Origin of the sequence: Microbacterium sp. Yaish 1 (assembly GCF_002245215.1) — a bacterium.
Taxonomy (GTDB): domain Bacteria; phylum Actinomycetota; class Actinomycetes; order Actinomycetales; family Microbacteriaceae; genus Microbacterium.
In genome coordinates, this window is the sequence record NZ_NPMR01000002.1 from 46,594 (window position 1) to 64,707 (window position 18,114).

At 72.0% G+C, this 18,114-nt stretch carries 15 protein-coding genes; 11 read left to right on the forward strand and 4 right to left on the reverse strand.

Annotation, left to right across the window (positions count from 1 at the left end):
* Positions 1–58: 58 nt before the first annotated feature.
* Together CI089_RS09280 and CI089_RS09285 are read right to left on the reverse strand one after the other, a co-directional pair.
* Positions 59–1,291: a sugar ABC transporter substrate-binding protein gene (locus tag CI089_RS09280; protein WP_094261353.1), complete on the reverse strand. Its 1,233-nt coding sequence runs from the start codon at positions 1,289–1,291 to the stop codon at positions 59–61.
* Between the two features lie 147 nt (positions 1,292–1,438).
* Entirely contained in the window at positions 1,439–3,460 is a 2,022-nt protein-coding gene (locus tag CI089_RS09285) for a beta-galactosidase (protein ID WP_094261354.1), read from the reverse strand.
* Positions 3,461–3,658: 198 nt separating this feature from the next.
* Here CI089_RS09285 and CI089_RS09290 point away from each other — a divergent pair, with 198 nt between their 5' ends.
* Genes CI089_RS09290 through CI089_RS09300 form a run of 3 tightly spaced genes read left to right on the forward strand, consistent with a single transcriptional unit; the run spans position 3,659 to position 7,244 of the window.
* On the forward strand, positions 3,659–4,675 hold the full coding sequence (locus CI089_RS09290) for a LacI family DNA-binding transcriptional regulator (RefSeq protein ID WP_094261355.1): 1,017 nt from the start codon (positions 3,659–3,661) through the stop codon (positions 4,673–4,675).
* Between the two features lie 59 nt (positions 4,676–4,734).
* On the forward strand, positions 4,735–6,303 hold the full coding sequence (metG, locus tag CI089_RS09295; protein ID WP_094261356.1) for a methionine--tRNA ligase: 1,569 nt from the start codon (positions 4,735–4,737) through the stop codon (positions 6,301–6,303).
* Between the two features lie 2 nt (positions 6,304–6,305).
* Positions 6,306–7,244 carry a TatD family hydrolase gene (locus tag CI089_RS09300; RefSeq protein ID WP_094261357.1) on the forward strand — a complete coding sequence of 313 codons (939 nt, stop codon included), beginning with the start codon at positions 6,306–6,308 and terminating at the stop codon, positions 7,242–7,244.
* 4 nt (positions 7,245–7,248) lie between these two features.
* On the opposite strand, the gene CI089_RS09305 is transcribed toward CI089_RS09300, so the two are convergent.
* Positions 7,249–8,226 (reverse strand): LacI family DNA-binding transcriptional regulator, encoded by a 978-nt coding sequence (locus tag CI089_RS09305; protein WP_094261358.1) that lies wholly within the window; start codon positions 8,224–8,226, stop codon positions 7,249–7,251.
* A complete protein-coding gene (locus tag CI089_RS09310) occupies positions 8,223–9,539 on the reverse strand; it encodes a glutamyl-tRNA reductase (protein WP_094261359.1) in 1,317 nt (438 codons plus the stop codon). Before CI089_RS09310 ends, CI089_RS09305 begins: the two co-directional genes overlap by 4 nt.
* A gap of 116 nt (positions 9,540–9,655) precedes the next feature.
* On the opposite strand from CI089_RS09310, the gene hemE reads away from it, so the two are divergent.
* Genes hemE through hemL form a run of 8 tightly spaced genes read left to right on the forward strand, consistent with a single transcriptional unit; the run spans position 9,656 to position 18,084 of the window.
* A complete protein-coding gene (gene hemE, locus CI089_RS09315) occupies positions 9,656–10,726 on the forward strand; it encodes a uroporphyrinogen decarboxylase (RefSeq protein ID WP_256978069.1) in 1,071 nt (356 codons plus the stop codon).
* On the forward strand, positions 10,723–12,129 hold the full coding sequence (locus CI089_RS09320) for a protoporphyrinogen/coproporphyrinogen oxidase (protein WP_094262428.1): 1,407 nt from the start codon (positions 10,723–10,725) through the stop codon (positions 12,127–12,129). The genes hemE and CI089_RS09320 overlap by 4 nt, the downstream gene beginning before the upstream one ends.
* Positions 12,126–12,818 carry a hydrogen peroxide-dependent heme synthase gene (hemQ, locus tag CI089_RS09325; protein ID WP_094261360.1) on the forward strand — a complete coding sequence of 231 codons (693 nt, stop codon included), beginning with the start codon at positions 12,126–12,128 and terminating at the stop codon, positions 12,816–12,818. The genes CI089_RS09320 and hemQ overlap by 4 nt, the downstream gene beginning before the upstream one ends.
* Positions 12,818–14,032, forward strand: coding sequence for a ferrochelatase (locus CI089_RS09330; RefSeq protein ID WP_094261361.1), 1,215 nt, complete (start codon positions 12,818–12,820; stop codon positions 14,030–14,032). Before hemQ ends, CI089_RS09330 begins: the two co-directional genes overlap by 1 nt.
* Complete coding sequence (hemC, locus tag CI089_RS09335; RefSeq protein ID WP_256977754.1) at positions 14,029–15,009, forward strand: hydroxymethylbilane synthase; 981 nt, start codon at positions 14,029–14,031, stop codon at positions 15,007–15,009. Before CI089_RS09330 ends, hemC begins: the two co-directional genes overlap by 4 nt.
* Positions 15,006–15,776 carry a uroporphyrinogen-III synthase gene (locus CI089_RS09340; RefSeq protein ID WP_094261362.1) on the forward strand — a complete coding sequence of 257 codons (771 nt, stop codon included), beginning with the start codon at positions 15,006–15,008 and terminating at the stop codon, positions 15,774–15,776. Before hemC ends, CI089_RS09340 begins: the two co-directional genes overlap by 4 nt.
* The gene (hemB, locus tag CI089_RS09345) at positions 15,773–16,768 is read left to right on the forward strand and encodes a porphobilinogen synthase (RefSeq protein ID WP_094261363.1); all 996 of its coding nucleotides are present in this window, start codon (positions 15,773–15,775) and stop codon (positions 16,766–16,768) included. The genes CI089_RS09340 and hemB overlap by 4 nt, the downstream gene beginning before the upstream one ends.
* On the forward strand, positions 16,765–18,084 hold the full coding sequence (gene hemL / locus CI089_RS09350; RefSeq protein ID WP_094261364.1) for a glutamate-1-semialdehyde 2,1-aminomutase: 1,320 nt from the start codon (positions 16,765–16,767) through the stop codon (positions 18,082–18,084). The genes hemB and hemL overlap by 4 nt, the downstream gene beginning before the upstream one ends.
* Positions 18,085–18,114: the final 30 nt, after the last annotated feature.

Here is an 18,114-nt window from a genome sequence, read left to right on the forward strand (position 1 = left end):
CATCTCCTTCACGAGAGGGGTCCGGGGGCGGAGCTGGGCGCTCCGCCCCCGGAGGGGATCAGCCGATCGCGGCCTGGACGTCGGTCACCATGGTGTTCCAGGTGCTGACGGGGTCGCCGCCCTTGATGATCTGCACCTGTGCGGCGTTCCACAGGTCCCAGACCGAACCCATCTCGGGGATCGAGGGCTGGGGCACGCCGTTCGCGGCGGAGGCGAGGAATCCGGCGACGATGGGGTCGGACGAGACCTCGGCGGCGAGGGTCTTCCATGCGGGCAGGCGCGGGTCGGCCTCGTAGAGGGCGCGCTGCGCGTCGTCGGTCGCGAGGTAGGTGGTCAGGAACTCCTGGGCGAGCAGCTTGTTCGCGCTCTCCGAGCTGATGTAGAAGCCCTGGACGCCCACGAACGGCGCCGCGGTCTCGCCGCCGGCCGAGGGGATCGGGTTGACCTTGACGTTCACGCCGTTGGCCGTGAGCGTCTCGATGGCCCACGGGCCCTGCACCGTGTACGCGGCGGTGCCGGCGGCGAACAGCTCGTTGTTGGTGTCGTAGTCGATCGTGGTCGAGATCTCGCCCGAACCGGCCTCGCCGTGAGCACCGAGCCACGTGGCGAACGCCTCGCCGCCCGCGCCGCCCATGCCGACCTCGTTCGTGTACGAGCCCGAGGCGTCCTGCACGAAGACGGGCGCGCCGAACGACGTCTGGAAGCCGTACATCGTGTACGCGTCGCCCTTCTGGCCCGCCGTGTTGATGACGAACGGACGCTCGGCACCCGCGGCCTGGGCGCGGGCGATCATGTCATCGAAGGACGACGGCGCCTCTTCGCCGACGAGGCCGGTGTTCTGCACGAGCGCGATCGTCTCGAGCGCGTAGGGGAAGCCGTAGAGCTGACCGTCGTAGGTGAACGCGTCGACCGCGACCTTCTCGATCTGGTCGGCCTTGTCGCCGAGGTCGATCGTGTCGACGACGCCGGCCGAGACGAAGGAGCCGAGGAAGTCGTGGGCGCCCACGGTGATGTCGGGGCCCTCGCCGGTCGGCACCTGGTTGATGAAGTCGTTGCGGATGTCCTCGAAGTTCTTCTGGACCAGCTCGATCTTGGTGCCGGTCTCCTCTTCGAACGCCTTCGCCGCGGCCTCGATGGCCGGCGCGCGGTTGGCGTCGGTCCAGACGACGAGCGAGCCGCCGGAACCTTCGGCGGCGTTGCCGCTCTCGCTGGGGGTGCTGCCGCCGGAGCAACCGGCGAGCAGGACGGTGGTCGCCGCGATGGCGACGATTCCGGTCCCGATCTTGCGCATGGATCTTCCTTCCGAAGTGGTCGATCGGAAGGGCCTCGTGCGAGGTCGCTCCGTCACGACCGGTGTGGATGCCGCCGCCGGATGGCGTCGGCTTTCTCTCTCAGTGCCTGCCGCGAGACGTCGACTGTCTCCCGGTGCCGGGGGCGGTCATCGACCGCTCCCGTGTGCTGTGCGCGGAGTGCGGATGACGGCGACGTCGCCCGCACTCACCTCCAGCGTGCCCAGGACGGCGCGACCGGTCATCAGGTCGACGCCCTCCAGGGCGAGCTCAGCGTCCGTCGCCGCGTGGTTGATCGCGATGACGTAGTCGTCGGCGTCGCCCGCGCGGCGGACGATCTCGAGGCCGGCCGGTGCGTCGAGCGGGGCGATGCCCGCGTCGGCGTACACCTCGGCCATGATCGCGGCCAGGCCCGCGGCATCCGGTCGCGTGCTCACGTACCAGCCGGTCCCGGCGCCGTGCCGCTTGCGCGTCACCGCCGGCATCCCGGCACCGGGCCCGTCGACGTAGGTCGCGCGCACCTCGGCCTCGGAGACGACGAGGTGCTCGTGCCAGACGTCGGCGGTGTGCGACGCACCGTCGAACTCGATCGTGGTGGTCACCCCGGCGCGCAGCGGCAGGTGCTCCTCGACGCGGATGCCGAGCGCGGGCTCGAGCGGAGCGGCGAAGCCTCCCGCGTGCACGGCGTCGTTCTCATCGACGACGGCCGAGAAGAACGAGACGACCAGCGTGCCGCCGGCGTCGACGTACCGGTTGAGGTTGTCGGCGTCGGCCTGACGCAGGAGGTACTGCGCGGGCGCGATGACGAGCTTGTAGCCCGACAGGTCGTGACCCGGCAGGGCGAAGTCGACCGTGATGTTGTCGCGCCACAGGCGCTCGTAGTACGCGCGGATGCGCTCGTCGTGCGAGACGTCCTCCGAGGGGCGCCACTCGAGGTCCTGCGCCCAGAACGACTCGAAGTCCCACAGGATCGCGACGTCGGCGTGCACGCGCGATCCGCGCACCTCGGCGAGCCGGTTCAGCTTCGCGCCGAGATCGACGACCTCGCGGAAGACCCGCGACTCGGTGCCGGCGTGCGGGAGCATCGCCGAGTGGAACTTCTCGGCGCCGGACCGGCCGGCACGCCACTGGAAGAAGAGGATGCCGTCCGCGCCGCGTCCGAGGTGCGACAACGAGTTGCGGGCCATCTCGCCCGGGCGCTTGGCGATGTTCCGCGGCTGCCAGTTGACCGCCGAAGTTGAGTGCTCCATGAGGATCCAGGGCTTGCCGCCCCCGACCGAGCGGGAGAGGTCCGCGGCGATCGCGAGACCGATCTCGCCCTCGACGTCCGCCGCCCAGAGGTAGTGGTCGTCCGAGACGATGTCGACCTCGCGCGCCCAGGCCCACAGGTCGCAGCCGTGGTGCTGGTTCGCCATGAAGTTCGTCGTGACCGGGAGAGACGAGAAGCGCCGGATGGCGTCGCGCTCGGCGACGAAGCACGCGCGCAGCTGCGCGTCGGTGAACCGGGCGAAGTCGAGCCGCTGCGCGGGGTTCACGACCGACGGCGCGGCGGCCGGGACGCCCACGTGGTCCCACACGCCGTAGTGCTGGCCCCAGAAAGCGGTGCCCCACGCCGCGTTGAGGGCGTCGAGCGAGCCGTACTTCTCCTGGAGCCAGATGCGCCAGGCGCGCTGGGCGTGCTCGGAGTAGTCCTCGCCGACGGGAACGCCGTACTCGTTGTGCACGTGCCACATGACGACGGCCGGATGATCGGCGTACCGCTCGGCGAGCGTCGAAGCGATGCGGACGGCGGCCTCGCGGTACGCGGGAGCGGAGTGCGATGCCATGCCGCGCGAGCCGAAGCCCATCACCACGCCGTCGCGGCTGACCGCACGGGCATCGGGGTGCTCGGCGAAGAACCAGGCGGGCGGGGATGCCGTCGGGGTGCCGAGGTCGACGGCGATGCCGTTCTCGTGGAGCAGGCCGATGATCTCGTCGAGCCAGTCGAAGTCGAACACACCCGCGCTGGTCTCGATGAGCGCCCACGAGAAGATGCCGACGCTGACCAGGTTCACCCCGGCTTCGCGCATGAGGCGGACGTCCTCGCGCCAGACCTCGCGGGGCCACTGCTCCGGGTTGTAGTCGCCGCCGTAGGCGATCCCGTCGATGGCCGGCCAAACGCTCGCAGGCATGAAACGCGTCCTCGTGTCTCTCGAATGCGCCGGTCGTACTGTGACCGGTCACAGGGTGTGCGACAACTGTAAGCGAGGCCGTCATCCCGAACACGCGTCGTTATCGAACTGTGACCGGTCCCAGTGGGCGTGCCAGGCTCGGCGCCTCCTCGCGCCGCGTGCCGACCGGGCCGCGCCGCGCGGAGTAGGCTCACCGACGTGAACGGCTCCACCGGCGCGTCGCGCAAACCGACCATCCGCGATGTCGCGGCAGCGGCCGGCGTCTCGCACGGCACCGTGTCGCGGGTGATCAACGGCGGGCACTGGGTCTCGCCCGAGGCCCGCGACGCCGTCGACCGAGCGATCCGCGAGACCGGCTATACCGCCAACCATGCGGCCCGCAGCCTCGCGACCGGGCGATCGAACTCGCTGGCCTTCCTGCTCACCGAGCCTCAGCACCTGCTCTTCGCCGACCCGACCTTCGCCCTGCTCCTGCGGGGAGCCACCGAGGCGCTCGCGCAGCGCTCGATGACCCTCGTGCTCATGATCGCCGACACCGCGGCGGAGCGGGCGAACGTCGAGCGCTACGTGCGCGCGGGGCACGTCGACGGAGTGCTGCTCATCTCGTCTCACGAGTCGAACCCGCTGCTCGCCTCGCTCATCGCCGCGGGCGTCCCCACGGTCTGCACCGGCGTCCCGCTCGGCGACCGCGCGCACGTCCCCACCGTGTCGGTCGACGAGCAGGAGTCCGCGCGCACCATGACGCGCCACCTCCTCGCGCGCGGCCACCGCCGGATCGCCGTCATCACCGGCCCCGACGACACCCCGGGCGGACGGTACCGCCTGCAGGGCTTCCGCGAGGAGATGGGCGACCTGTTCGACCCCGAGCTCGTCGAGCAGGACGTCTATTCGAGCGACGCCGGTTCGGCGGCGATGACACGTCTGCTCGAGCGCGCCCCCGACATCGACGCCGTCTTCGCGGCATCCGACGTCATGGCGGTCGGCGCGATCGCCGCCATCCGCCGCAGCGGCCGGCGCGTCCCCGACGACATCGCGGTCGCCGGCTTCGACGACTCCGGCCTCGCCGAGACGCACGACCCGCCGCTGACCACGATGCGGCAGCCGTGGAACGAGATCAGCTCGGCCATGGTCGACATGGTGCTGCAGGTGATCGCGGGGGAGCAGCCCGAGCCGCTCGTGCTGCCGACATCCCTCATCGTGCGCGAGACCGCGTGACGCCTCGTCGCGGCGACACACGGCACCGGCGGTCGGCGCACTCGAACTAGAATCTCGGGGTGAGCAACGGCCGCAGCTTCTACATCACCACACCGATCTACTACCCGAGCGACCTGCCCCACATCGGGCACGGCTACACGACGGTGGCGGTGGACACGCTCGCGCGCTGGCACCGCCAGGCCGGCGACGACACGTGGATGCTGACGGGTACCGACGAGCACGGGCAGAAGATGCTCCGCGCAGCTGCAGCGAACAACGTCACGCCGCAGGAGTGGGTCGACAAGCTCGTCGAGGAGTCGTGGTTCCCGCTGCTGCGCACGCTCGACGTCGCCAACGACGACTTCATCCGCACGACTCAGGAGCGTCACGAGGAGCGGGTGAAGGTCTTCGTCCAGACGCTCTTCGATCGCGGCTACATCTACGCCGGCGAGTACGCGGCCCTGTACTGCGTCGGCTGCGAGGAGTTCAAGCCCGAGGCCGAGATCGCCGACGGCACCGGCGCGTTCGAGGGGCTCAAGGTCTGCGCCATCCACTCGAAGCCGCTCGAGCTGCTTCAGGAGAAGAACTACTTCTTCAAGCTCAGCGAGTTCCAGGACCGTCTGCTCGAGCTGTACAAGACCGAGCCCGACTTCGTGCGTCCCGAGTCGGCGCGCAACGAGGTCGTCTCGTTCGTGAAGTCGGGGCTGAAGGACCTCTCGATCTCGCGGTCGGCGTTCGACTGGGGGATCACGGTTCCCTGGGACCCCTCGCACGTCATCTACGTGTGGGTCGACGCGCTGCTCAACTACGCCACCGCGATCGGCTACGGCACCGACCCCGACGAGTTCGCCCGCCGCTGGCCGGCATATCACGTCGTCGGCAAGGACATCCTGCGGTTCCACGCCGTGATCTGGCCCGCGATGCTGATGGCGGCCGGCCTCGACGTGCCCCGCGGCGTCTTCGCGCACGGCTGGCTGCTCGTCGGCGGCGAGAAGATGTCGAAGTCCAAGCTCACCGGCATCGCGCCGACCGAGATCACCGACGTGTTCGGGTCGGACGCCTACCGGTTCTACTTCCTCTCCGCGATCGCGTTCGGCCAGGACGGCTCCTTCTCGTGGGAGGACCTCTCCGCGCGCTACCAGGCCGAGCTCGCCAACGGGTTCGGCAACCTCGCGTCGCGCACGATCGCGATGATCGAGCGCTACTTCGAGGGCATCGTCCCGCCGCCCGCCGAGTACACCGAGGGCGACCTCGCGATCCAGCGGGTCGTCGCCGATGCCGCCGTCGCCGCGGATGCCGCTATGGAGCGGTTCCGGCCCGATGAGGCGATCGCCGCCATCTGGACGATCGTCGACGCGCTCAACGGCTACATCACCGAGAACGAGCCGTGGGCCCTCGCGAAGGACGATGCCCAGCGGGCGCGCCTCGGCACCGTGCTGTACACGGCCGCGGAGGGGCTGCGCGCACTCGCCGTGCTGCTCTCGCCCGTGATGCCCGAGTCGACGCGCAAGCTGTGGGTGGCGCTCGGCATCGACGCCCGGCTCGAGGACCAGCCGCTTCGCGAGGCCGGCAGCTGGGGCGTGCTCCCCGCCGGAACCACGGTCAACGGCCTCGCCCCGCTGTTCCCCCGAGTCGAGCAGCCCGCCTGAGCATGGTCGGCTCGCCGAAGAACGCGGATCCGGCCGCCTCGACACCGGCACTTCGTGGCGAGTCGACGGATGACGTGTCGCAGTATGTGCGGCAGCGCTCCCAGGCGGCGCGGGATGTGCGCTGGCCGGAGGCGCCGGAACCGCTCGCGGTACCGGTCTACGACAACCACACGCACCTCGAGATCGAGGACGGCGACGAGCCCCGCTCCCTGGAGGAGCAGCTCGAGCTCGCGGCATCCGTCGGCGTCATCGGCGTCGTCCAGGCCGGCGGCGACATCGACTCGTCGCGCTGGTCGGCGTGGGCGGCGGCATCCCACCCGCGCGTCCTCGCCGCCGTCGCCATCCACCCGAACGAGGCGCCCCTGTACGCCGCGGCCGGACGCCTCGGCGAGGCCATCGCGGTCATCGACGAGCTGGCGGCGCAGCCCCGCGTGCGGGCGATCGGCGAGACGGGGCTCGACTTCTTCCGTACCGAGGAGGACGGGCTGCCCGCGCAGTTCGAGAGCTTCGAGGCCCACATCGAGCTCGCGAAGAAGCACGGCATCGCGATGCAGATCCACGATCGCGACGCGCACGACGCGGTCCTCGAGACGCTCGAGCGCGTCGGTGCTCCGGAGCGCACCGTGTTCCACTGCTTCTCGGGCGACGCCGAGATGGCGCGGATCGCCGCCGACCGCGGCTACTGGCTGAGCTTCGCCGGGAACGTCACCTTCAAGAACGCGCAGAACCTGCGCGACGCCCTCGCGGTCACGCCGCGTGAGCGCATCCTCGTCGAGACCGACGCGCCGTTCCTCACGCCGACTCCGCACCGCGGGCGGCCCAACGCGCCGTACCTGATCCCCGTGACGCTGCGCTTCATCGCGGCCGAGCTGGGAGCCGACGTCGACGAGCTGTCCGCTCAGATCGCCGCGAACACGCTCGAGGTCTACGGCGAGTTCTGAAGCCTCAGCGCGTCGACGAGCCGCGCACGATCTCCCAGGGCAGATCGATGACATCGGGCGCCCCGGCGTCGCGGATGCTGCTGAGGGCCTGGAACATCGCGGCGGGCGCGAGCTCGGGGTGCACGCAGACGTGCGTGACACCGAGGCGCGTGTTGACGGCGCAGTCGCTCGTGCACAGGGCGACGAACTGCATGTCGCGCGGGATGACGAAGTCCATCTCCTCGAGCTGGAGGTAGATGGCCGGGCCTTCCTCGGCGAACGAGAAGATCGCGTCGGCGCCTGCGTCGCGCAGCTCGCCGACCCGGCGGGGGAGCGCGCCGTGCTCGGCGTCGAGGTAGGCGACGAGGGGCTCGCGGCCGCGCACCGTGCTCCACGCGCGGTACGCGGTCTCGCCGATCTCGTCGCGGGGCGAGCCCGCGTCGTCGACGAGGAACCCGATACGCCGCGCTCCGCCGGTCTCGAGCAGGGCGAGGGCGGCGCGCACCGCTTCGTCGTACCCCGTCCGGACGGTGATCGACAGCTCGGTGTCGACGTAGAGGTCGTTCGTGGCGACGGGGATGCCGCGGGCGATGGCCTCGCGCAGCAGCAGGTCGTCGGCGGCCACCTCGGCGAAGTAGACGACGTCGATCTGCGCGCCGCGCAGCAGATCGGGCCGCGCGGCGGGCAGCATCGTGACCGTGAAGCCCTGATCGGCTGCAGCGCTGACGAGCGCGCCGATGTGCCGGCTGCGATGCAGCGCACCGCGCTTCGAGAGGTCGAGTTCGGCATCCTGGGGAACGACGAAGCCCACCGACATCGTGCGGCCGCTCCGCAGCGCCGCGGCGTACTTGTTGGGCTGGTATCCGAGCTCGGCCGCGATCGCCTTGATGCGCTCGCGCGTCTCGGGACGCAGGCTTCCGCGGTCGTTGAGGGCCTGACTGATGGCGGCCGTCGAGACACCCGCGCGCAGCGCGATGTCTTTCAGGGTCACCTGCCGGGTCATGACCGGCCGGCTCCCGCTTCGGTGCCGCCCGGGGCGCGCTCGGTCGGGACGGTGCCGCCCGGCGAGGTCGCTCCGGTCGCGGCGGGGAAGACCGTCGCCACCGCATCGGCCCAGGCCGCGCCCGAGCCGGAGGACGCGAGGGTGTGACCCTGCGCGATGAGACGGTGCAGCAGCACGCCGGAGAAGTGCCGCAGCGCCGCCTCGACCTGGGGTGACTCGCCACGCAGCCGGGCACGCTCGAGCTCATCGTCGAGGATGCCCGTGATGTAGCCGCGCATCGCCACGACGGACGGGGCGACCTCGTGCACGCGCCGCGCCGCCGCGTGGCGGGCCGCAGCGCCGGCGACGATCTCGCGTGCCTCGTCGAGGGTGGCGAACTCGTCGATCGGGGCGTGGATGCGGATGGTCTCGAGATCGAGCAGCTCGATGTCGGCGACGTCGCGGAGGGCGGGGTCGACGTTGCGGGGCAGCCCGAGGTCGATGATCAGCTGCGTGCGATCGGCGCCGGCCCGGCGGGCGGCGTGCTCGGCGGCCGTGAGCGCGTAGGTGTCGGTGGTCGTCGTGCAGGTCACGATGACGTCGGCGGCGGCCGCCTCATCGGCGTAGTGCTCGGCGTCGACGGCGACGAGGTGCTCGCGCTGCGCGAAGCGGCTGCGGCCCGAGCGCGAGTGCACGCGGACGTCGACGGCGCCCTTGTCGCGCAGGGCGGCGAGGGATGCCGCGGCGTAGCGGCCGGTGCCCACGAGCAGCACCCGCGCCGCGGACCAGTCCGCCACGCGCGAGGATGCGAGCTCGAGGGCGAGCCGCACGAGCGAACGGCCCGACTCGCCGATGCGCGTGCTGTTCTTCACGGCGCGCGAGGTCTCGGTGGCCCGCTGGAAGAGGTGCTCGAGGGGCGCCGTGGTCAGTCCGCCCCGTCGCGCGTCGTCGAGCGCGCGGCGCACCTGGCCGGCGATCTCGTCCTCGCCGACGGCGACCGAGTCGAGGCCGGACGCCACCGAGAAGAGGTGGTGGGCGACCTTGTTGCCGTGGGCGAAGTCGACGGTCTCGCGGACGGTGCGGTAGGGGAGATCGCTCAGCTTCGCGATCTCTTCCATCGCGGCGTCCATCGCCGGGATCGTCGAGGGGACGTCGGCGTCGTCGCGCAGGTCGAAGTACGCCTCGAAGCGGTTGCAGGTCGCGAGGACCACGGCACCCTGGATGGCGTCATGGGCCTGTGTCAACCGGGTGCCGACTTCGTCTCCGATGACGGAGAGTCGCTCGAGTGAAGCGAGCGGCGTGGAGCGCTGATGCGCGGTGAGAGCGACGAGCACGTGCGGAAGAACCCCCTGGAATCGTGACTAGTATATCGATTAACTCATTCGAGGAGATCATCATTCCGGCATCCGCCCACCCTCTCGTCACGCACGCCACCGGCACGAGCCGGCTCGTGCGCACCCTGCTCGGCGAACGCGTCGAGAAGACCCCCGTCTGGTTCATGCGCCAGGCCGGCCGGTCACTGCCCGAATACCGTGCGCTGCGCTCGCAGGGCACGATGCTCGACGCCTGCCTGACGCCCGAGCTCGCCAGCGAGATCACCCTCCAGCCGGTGCGCCGCCACGGCGTCGACGCGGCCATCTTCTTCAGCGACATCATCGTGCCGCTGGCGATCCTCGGCATCGAGGTGGAGATCGCGGCCGGCCGCGGACCCGTCTTCGCCCAGCCGCTGCGGACGGCGGCCGACATCGCCCGCGCGGTCGAGATCGATCCCGCGCTCGTGCGCGAGCGCGGCGAGGCGATCGCCCGCGCCGTCGAACTGACGACCGGGATGCTGGCCCAGGAGTCCGAGTCGCGCGGCGAGCCACTGCCGCTCATCGGCTTCGCCGGAGCCCCGTTCACCCTCGCCGCGTACCTCGTCGAGGGCGGACCGTCGAAGGACCACCTGGCCGCCCGCCGTCTGATCCACGAGGACCCGGCTGCCTGGCGAGCGCTGACGGAGTGGCTCGCCCGCGTGACGGGGGAGTTCCTCGCACTGCAGGTCGAGTCCGGCGCCAGCGCCGCGCAACTGTTCGACTCGTGGGCGGGAGGCCTGCCCCCCGAGGACTACCGCGCGGCGGCGCTGCCGGCGTCGGCGGCCTCGTTCGAAGCCGTGCGCGCGCTCCCGGTCCCCGCCGGCGCGGGCATCGACCACATCCCGCTCGTGCACTTCGGCGTCGGCACGGGCGAGATCCTGCGCGACATGGCGTCGATCGGCATCGATGCGCTCGGTGTCGACTACCGCGTGCCGCTCGACGAGGCCGCTCGTCGGGTCGGTGGCGGCCTGACGCTGCAGGGCAACCTCGACCCCGCCCTGCTCTTCGCGCCGGCCGAGGTCCGCGACGCGGCGATCGTGCGCATCCTCGAGGCCGGGCGCGCGGCACGCGCGCACGTGTTCAACCTGGGTCACGGAGTGCCCATGGAAGCGGATCCCGACGCGATCAGCTCCGTCGTGCGCACCGTCCACGCGTGGCGGTCGGCATGACGGTCGAGACCGACGTCGTCATCGTCGGGGCCGGCATCGCCGGACTCGTCGTCGCGCTCGAGGCCGTGACGGCGGGCGCGCGCGCCACCGTCGTCGAGTCGGACGACCAGATCGGCGGGATGCTGCGCCCCGGACGCATCGCCGGCGTCGACATCGACCTGGGGGCGGAGTCCTTCGCGAAGCGCACCGACGCAGTGCCGCGACTCATCGCCGATTTCGCCCTGCCGCTCGATGTCGTCGCACCGAGGTCGGGTCCGGCTCACCTGGTCTCGCAGCACGGCGTCGGCCTGCCCGGCGCCCGCTGGAGCCGGCTGCCGCTGCCGCGACGCACGGTGATCGGCATCCCGGCCGACCCGCTGGCTCCCGACGTCGTCGCGATCATCGGCGAGCGCGCGGCCGAGCGGGCCGCAGCCGAGGTGCTCGACGCACCCATCGATCCCACCGCCTCGCTCGCCGATGTCGTCGAAGAGCGCCTGGGCGAAGCGCTCCTCCGCGACCTCGTGGATCCGCTCTGCCGCAGCATCTACTCGCAGCCCGCTGCCGCCGTCCCCCTGCCGCGCCTGCACCCGAGGATGTGGTCGGCGTTCGAGCGCACCGGCTCGCTGCTCGCCGCGGCGGCGGAGGTCGCCCCGAATGCTCCGGGTGGAACCGCCGTCGGCGGAATCTCCGGGGGCATGTGGCGACTCGCCGACACCGTCGCACGCCTGGCCGTCGAACGCGGCGCCGTGATCCGCACCGGCACGGCGGTCGGCCGGGTCGACCGCGCATCCGGCCCCGGCGTCGCGGTGACGCTCGCGGACGGCGAGACGATCCGTGCCGAGCGGGTCGTCATCGCGACCGGCCCGCGAGGTGCCGCGGCCCTGCTCGGGCAGGACAGCGGTGCCATCGACGCGGCCGCGACGGCTCCGATCCAGCCCGCGGTCCGGCTGCTCACCGCCGCGGTCACCTCCGCAGACCTCGCGGCGGAGCCCGTCGGATCGGGGGTCATCGTCGCTCCTGACGCGCGCACCGCGGCCAAGGCCCTGACCCATATCGATGCGAAGTGGGCCTGGGCCCGCGAGGCGCTGCCGGAGGGGACGCACCTCGTCCGCCTGTCGGCGCGCGCCGACGACACCGCGGGCCTCGACTCCGCCGCGGCCGTGGCGCGCGAGATCTCCCACCTCACGGGCGCTCGCGTCGACCGCGGTGACATCGGGGAGATCATCACCACCCGATGGCGCGACGCCGTCGTGCCGGCCGAGTCCGACGCCTGGACGGCGACCGTCAGGGATGCCGCAGCCCGCGGCATCCACGTCACCGGAGCCGTCGCGGCCGGTACCGGACTCGCCTCCGTCATCCCGCACGCCCGCGCCCTCGCGCACGACCTCTTCGCCGCTCCCTCCGTTCGAAAGGACTCCCGATGACCGAAGAACAGATCCCGCTCGGTTACACCCTCTTCGCGATCCTCTCCGGTCCGCGACCGCGTCACCAGGCGCCCACCGACGCCGACCTGGCCGAGCTCGAGCGCGTCGTGGCCGGACTGCCCGAGGCCGGCGTCACCGTGCGCGGACTGTACGACGTCACCGGCATGCGCGCGGGCGCCGACCTGATGGTGTGGCTGCACACGGCGCCCCGGTCCGACGACGACCCGGCCGCCCTGCAGCGCGCGCTGCGCGAACTGCGCCGCACGGCGGCCCTCGCGTCCTTCGACCTGGAATGGAGCGCCATGGGCGTCCATCGCGAGGCGGAGTTCAACAAGCGGCACGTGCCGGGCTATCTGCGAGGTGAGCAGGCCCGCGACTGGTTGTGCCTCTACCCGTTCGTGCGCAGCTACGAGTGGTACCTGCTGCCCGAGGAGGAGCGCTCGGCGATGCTCGCCCAGCACGGCCGCCAGGGCGCGAAGTTCCGGGACGTCGTCGCCAACACCGTCTCGACCTTCGCCCTGAGTGACTACGAGTGGCTGCTGCCCCTCGAGAGCGACGAACTGATCAGCCTCGTCGACCTCATGCGCGACCTGCGCGCCACCGATGCGCGGCGGCACGTCCGCGAAGAGGTGCCCTTCTACACCGGCCGACGCGTCGAGGTGTCCGAGCTGGCGGAGGTGCTGTCCTGATGAGCGCGAGCGAGTTCCGTCCCAAGCCCCCGCGCGCCCAGAGCGCGCCGCCGTGCGCCCCCGGCTGCGCGGTTCCTGCCGCCGGTCCCGCGTCGTGCGGGGGAGCGCCGCACGTGAGCGAGCCCACGTCGTACGACGCGCTCCTCCTCCTCGGTTTCGGCGGCCCCGAGGGCCAGGACGACGTCCTGCCGTTCCTGCGCAACGTCACCGCCGGTCGCGGCATCCCCGACGAGCGCCTCGAAGAGGTCGCTCACCACTACCGTCACTTCGGCGGCGTGTCTCCCATCAATCAGCACAACCGCGAGCTGAAGGCCGCCCTCGAGGCAGAGATCGCCGCGCGCGGCCTCGGCCTGCCGGTCTACTGGGGCAACCGCAACTGGATGCCGTACGTCGACGACGCGCTGCGCGAGCTCCACGCCGACGGCCACCGTCGCGTCATCGCGATCGCCACGAGCGCCTACAGCTCGTACTCCTCGTGCCGCCAGTACCGCGAAGACCTGGCCGACGCCATGGAGGCGACGGGTCTGGCGGGTGAGGTCGAGATCGACAAGGTCCGACAGTTCTTCGACCACCCCGGGTTCGTCGCCCCCTTCGTCGACGGCATCCGCGATGGACTCGCGAAGGTCCGTGAGCGCGGGATCGCCGACGAAGACATCGAGATCCTCTTCTCGACGCACTCGATCCCGAACTCCGACGCCGACCGTTCCGGCCCGCCCGAGCGCCGCTTCGGACCCGGTGGCGCGTATGTCGCGCAGCACACGGCGGTCGCCGAGGCGATCGTGGCCGAGCTCGGCACGACGAGCCCCTGGCAGCTGGTGTTCCAGAGCCGGTCGGGCCCGCCGTCCGTGCCGTGGCTCGAGCCCGACATCAACGATGCGATCGCCGAGCTTCCCGCCGCGGGACGCAAGGCGGTGCTGATCGTGCCGCTCGGGTTCGTCAGCGACCACATGGAGGTGCTCTGGGACCTCGACACCGAAGCGATGGAGACCGCCGAGGAGCATGGGCTGTTCGCGGTGCGCACCGCGTCGCCCAGCACCCACCCGGCCTACGTCGCGGGTCTGGTCGACCTCGTCGAGGAGCGGGTCAACGGAACGCCCGTCGACGAGCGCCCCGCGGTGACGTCGCTCGGGCCCTGGTACGACGTGTGCCGACCGGGATGCTGCGAGAACAAGCGTCTGGGCTTCCAGCCGGCGCTCGCGGGGGTGGCGCCGTGACAGCCGGCACTCACGCCGCCGACGCGACCGCCGTTCCCGTCCTGCGTCTCGGGACCCGCGCGAGCCTGCTCGCCACGACTCAGTCGCGCCATGTCGCCGACGCGATCACGGATGCCACGGGCATCGCCGTCGAGCTCGTCGAGATCACCACTGACGGCGATGTCCTGACCGGCTCGCTCGCGCAGATGGGCGGTACCGGTGTGTTCGCCACCGCCTTGCGCGAGGCGCTGCTGCGGGGCGACTGCGACCTCGTCGTGCACTCGATGAAGGACCTTCCCACGGCGCCCTACCCGGGACTGACGATCGGTGCCGTGCCGCCACGGGCTCCGCAGCGCGACGTGCTGTGCGGTCCGACCCCCGAGACCACTCTCGACGGTCTGCCCGAGGGGTCCGTCATCGGCACCGGGTCGCCGCGCCGCGTCGCCCAGGTGCTGCGCCGCCGACCCGATCTGCGGGTGCGCGACATCCGCGGGAACATCGACACGCGCCTGCGGAAGATGCGCGATGGGGAGTACGACGCCATCGTCCTCGCCGAGGCGGGGCTTCGGCGCATCGAGCGCGACGCGGTCATCGGCGAGGTCTTCGGACTCGACCGGTGGCCGACGTCGGCCGGTCAGGGAGCCCTCGCGGTCGAGATCCGCACGGTCGACCTCGACGGGCCGATCGGTCGCGCGGTCTCGCTGATCGACGACGCCGAGTCGTCGTCGCGCGCCCTCCTCGAGCGCGCGGTGCTCCGCCGACTCGAGGCAGGGTGCGCGGCGCCGGTGGGGATCTCGGTCACCGGGCTCGCGGCCGAGTCCGTCTTCGTCGCCGAGGTCTACGCGCCCGGGGGCGACCGCACGGTGCGCGCCCAGCGCGCCCTGCGCGCCGACCTGACCTCCGAGGGCGAGCGCGAGTCGGTCGCCGCCGACGTCGTCGCCGAGCTGCTGGACGGCGGTGCCGCGGACATCGCCGATCTGCCGGGGACGAGCCGATGACGGGCGGTCTGCGCGGGCGCCGCATCCTGATCCCCCGCGGCGGCGCCTGGGGAGAGCGCGTGCGCGCCGAGGTCGAGCGCCGCGGCGCGACGGGCGTGATCGCGCCCCTCATCGAGTCGCGGCCCCCACGCGACCTCGCGGCCCGCGACGCGGCCTTCGCCGCTCTGGCGGCGGGGGAGTACGCCTGGGTCTTCATTACGAGCGCGGCCACCGTCGAGCAGCTCGTCGCGCAGCAGGTGAGCATCCCGATCGGAACGCGCATCGCCGCGGTCGGGCGGCCGACCGCGCGCGCCGTGGCCGATGCCGGCTTCGAGGTCGAGTTCGTGCCGGTCGGCACCTCGTCCGCGACGAACATGATCGCGCAGTGGTGCGCCGGCCGCTCGCCGCGATCGACGGGACGCTGTCTCGTGCTCCGATCCGACCTCGCGATGGCCGTCATCAGCGACGAGCTCGAGCTCCAGGGCTACGAGGTCGACGTCTGCATCGCGTACCGGACGGTGGGGGTCGATCTCACTCCCGAGATCGCCGAAGAGGTGCGCACCGGGAAGATCGACACCGTGCTCCTCACGTCGCTCAGCGTCGGGCGCGAGCTCCGCCGCCAGGTCGGCATCCCCGGGCCCGAGGTGTTCATCGCCTCGATCGGTCCCGGCACCACGCGCGACGCCGAGAAGCTCGGCTACACCGTGCACCACACCGCACACTCGCAGAGCGTCGACGCCCTCATCGCGGAGCTCGACGCGCGACCCGCACCAGAGGATTCCCCATGAGCACCTTCCCCGAGCGGCGCCTGCGCCGCACGCGCCGCACCCCCGCGATGCGCCGTCTGTCGACCGAGCACCACCTCGTCGCCGCGCAGCTCGTGCTGCCGGTGTTCGTCAAGGAGGGCATCGACGAGGCCCTCCCGATCGCCAGCATGCCGGGGGTCATGCAGCATCCGATCGAGGCCATCGCGAGCGTCGTGACGGATGCCGCGGACGCGGGCGTCGGCGGCATCATGCTGTTCGGCGTGCCCGCTGTCCGCGACGCCGAGGGCTCGGGGGCGGTCGCCGAGGACGGCATCCTCAACCGCGCGATCCGCGTGGCGCGCGACGCGGCCCAGGGACGCATCACGGTGCAGGCCGACCTGTGCCTCGACGAGTTCACCGACCATGGGCACTGCGGCCTGCTCGCCGCCGACGGATCGGTCGACAACGACGCGACCCTCGAGGTCTACGCCCGGATGGCGCTCGCGCAGGCCCGGGCCGGCGCCGAGGTGCTGGGACTGTCGGGGATGATGGACGGACAGGTGGCCGTCATCCGAGCCGCTCTCGACGAGGCCGGTCACAGCGACGTCGCGCTGCTGGCGTACTCCGCCAAGTACGCCTCGGCCTACTACGGGCCTTTCCGCGACGCGGTCGAGTCGACCCTGCAGGGCGACCGACGCACCTACCAGCTCGACCCCGCCAACGGGCGCGAGGGGCTGGCCGAGGCGATGCAGGACATCGCCGAGGGTGCTGACTACGTGATGGTCAAGCCCGCCGGGCCGTACCTCGATGTGCTCGCGCGCGTCGCGGACGCCGCCACGGTGCCGGTCTGGGCGTACCAGGTGTCGGGGGAGTACGCGATGATCGAGCTCGCCGCCCGTGCCGGTGCGATCGACCGCGAGCGCACGATCGCCGAGTCGCTCGTGGGCATCCGGCGCGCCGGCGCCGACGTCATCCTCACCTATTGGGCCCGCGAGGTGGCCGATTGGATCCGTGCCGGAAAGGACTTCGCATGACCCGTAACGACGATCTGTTCGACCGCGCCCGGGCGGTCATCCCCGGCGGCGTCAATTCGCCGGTCCGCGCGTTCGGCTCGGTCGGCGGCACGCCGCGCTTCTACGTGTCGGCGACCGGCCCCTACGTCACCGACGCGGAGGGGCGCGACTACGTCGACCTCGTCGCGAGCTGGGGTCCGGCGCTGGTCGGTCACGCGCATCCCGAGGTCATCGACGCCGTCGTCGACGCCGCTCGCCGGGGCCTGTCGTTCGGCGCGTCGACGCCCGCCGAGACCGAGCTGGCGGAGGAGATCCGCCGCCGGGTGCCGATCGCGGAGAAGATCCGTCTCGTCTCGACGGGCACGGAGGCGACGATGACCGCCATCCGGCTCGCACGCGGAGCGACCGGTCGCGACCTGCTCGTGAAGTTCTCCGGCCACTACCACGGCCACTCGGACGGCCTGCTCGCTCAGGCCGGCTCGGGGCTCGCGACCCTCGCGCTGCCGGGATCCGCGGGCGTCCCCGCCCCGATCGCGGCGCAGACCCTCGTGGTGCCCTACAACGACCGGGTCGCCCTCGAGGCCGTCTTCGCCGAGCACGGCCCGAACATCGCCGCGGTGATCACCGAGGCCGCCGGCGCGAACATGGGCGTCGTCCCGCCCGCACCCGGCTTCACGACGTTCCTCCGCGAGCTGACGGCCCGCCACGGCGCACTGCTCATCAGCGACGAGGTCCTGACCGGATTCCGCTCGGGGCCATCGGGATACTGGGGAGTCCTGCGCGAGGCGGGCGAGGACGTGGCCCCCGATCTGCTGACCTTCGGCAAGGTCGTCGGCGGCGGCCTCCCCGTCGCGGCCCTGGCCGGGCGTGCCGAGATCATGGATCTGCTGGCGCCCCTCGGGCCGGTGTACCAGGCCGGCACGCTCTCGGGTAACCCCGTCGCCGTCGCCGCGGGCCTCGCGACCCTCCGCCTCGCGGATGCCGACGTCTACGCCCGCATCTCGCGAGCGGCCGACACGGTCTCCGTGGCGGCATCCGCGGCTCTCGACACCGCCGGCGTCGCACACGTCGTCCAGCGAGCCGGAACGCTCTTCAGCGTCTTCTTCGGCCCCGCCGTCGTCGCGGGCGTTCCCGACTACGAGACGGCGACGCGTCAGGATGCCGCCGCCTACGCGGCCTTCTTCCACGCGATGCTCGATGCGGGGGTGTCACTTCCCCCCTCGGCTTTCGAGGCGTGGTTCCTCACCGCGGCGCACGACGACGTCGCCCTCGGCCGCATCCTCGAGGCCCTCCCGGGCGCCGCGCGGGCCGCCGCCGCTGCATCCGCCGACGCATGACCCGCGCGCCGCGTCGTCCGCGGGGCTGCG

Coding starts and splice junctions, on each gene's coding strand:
- CI089_RS09280 (WP_094261353.1), bottom strand. CDS start 1,291: ATGCGCAAGATCGGGACCGGAATCGTCGCCATCGCGGCGACCACCGTC.
- CI089_RS09285 (WP_094261354.1), bottom strand. CDS start 3,460: ATGCCTGCGAGCGTTTGGCCGGCCATCGACGGGATCGCCTACGGCGGC.
- CI089_RS09300 (WP_094261357.1), top strand. CDS start 6,306: ATGGTCGGCTCGCCGAAGAACGCGGATCCGGCCGCCTCGACACCGGCA.
- CI089_RS09305 (WP_094261358.1), bottom strand. CDS start 8,226: ATGACCCGGCAGGTGACCCTGAAAGACATCGCGCTGCGCGCGGGTGTC.
- CI089_RS09320 (WP_094262428.1), top strand. CDS start 10,723: ATGACGGTCGAGACCGACGTCGTCATCGTCGGGGCCGGCATCGCCGGA.
- hemQ (WP_094261360.1), top strand. CDS start 12,126: ATGACCGAAGAACAGATCCCGCTCGGTTACACCCTCTTCGCGATCCTC.
- CI089_RS09330 (WP_094261361.1), top strand. CDS start 12,818: ATGAGCGCGAGCGAGTTCCGTCCCAAGCCCCCGCGCGCCCAGAGCGCG.
- CI089_RS09340 (WP_094261362.1), top strand. CDS start 15,006: ATGACGGGCGGTCTGCGCGGGCGCCGCATCCTGATCCCCCGCGGCGGC.
- hemB (WP_094261363.1), top strand. CDS start 15,773: ATGAGCACCTTCCCCGAGCGGCGCCTGCGCCGCACGCGCCGCACCCCC.
- hemL (WP_094261364.1), top strand. CDS start 16,765: ATGACCCGTAACGACGATCTGTTCGACCGCGCCCGGGCGGTCATCCCC.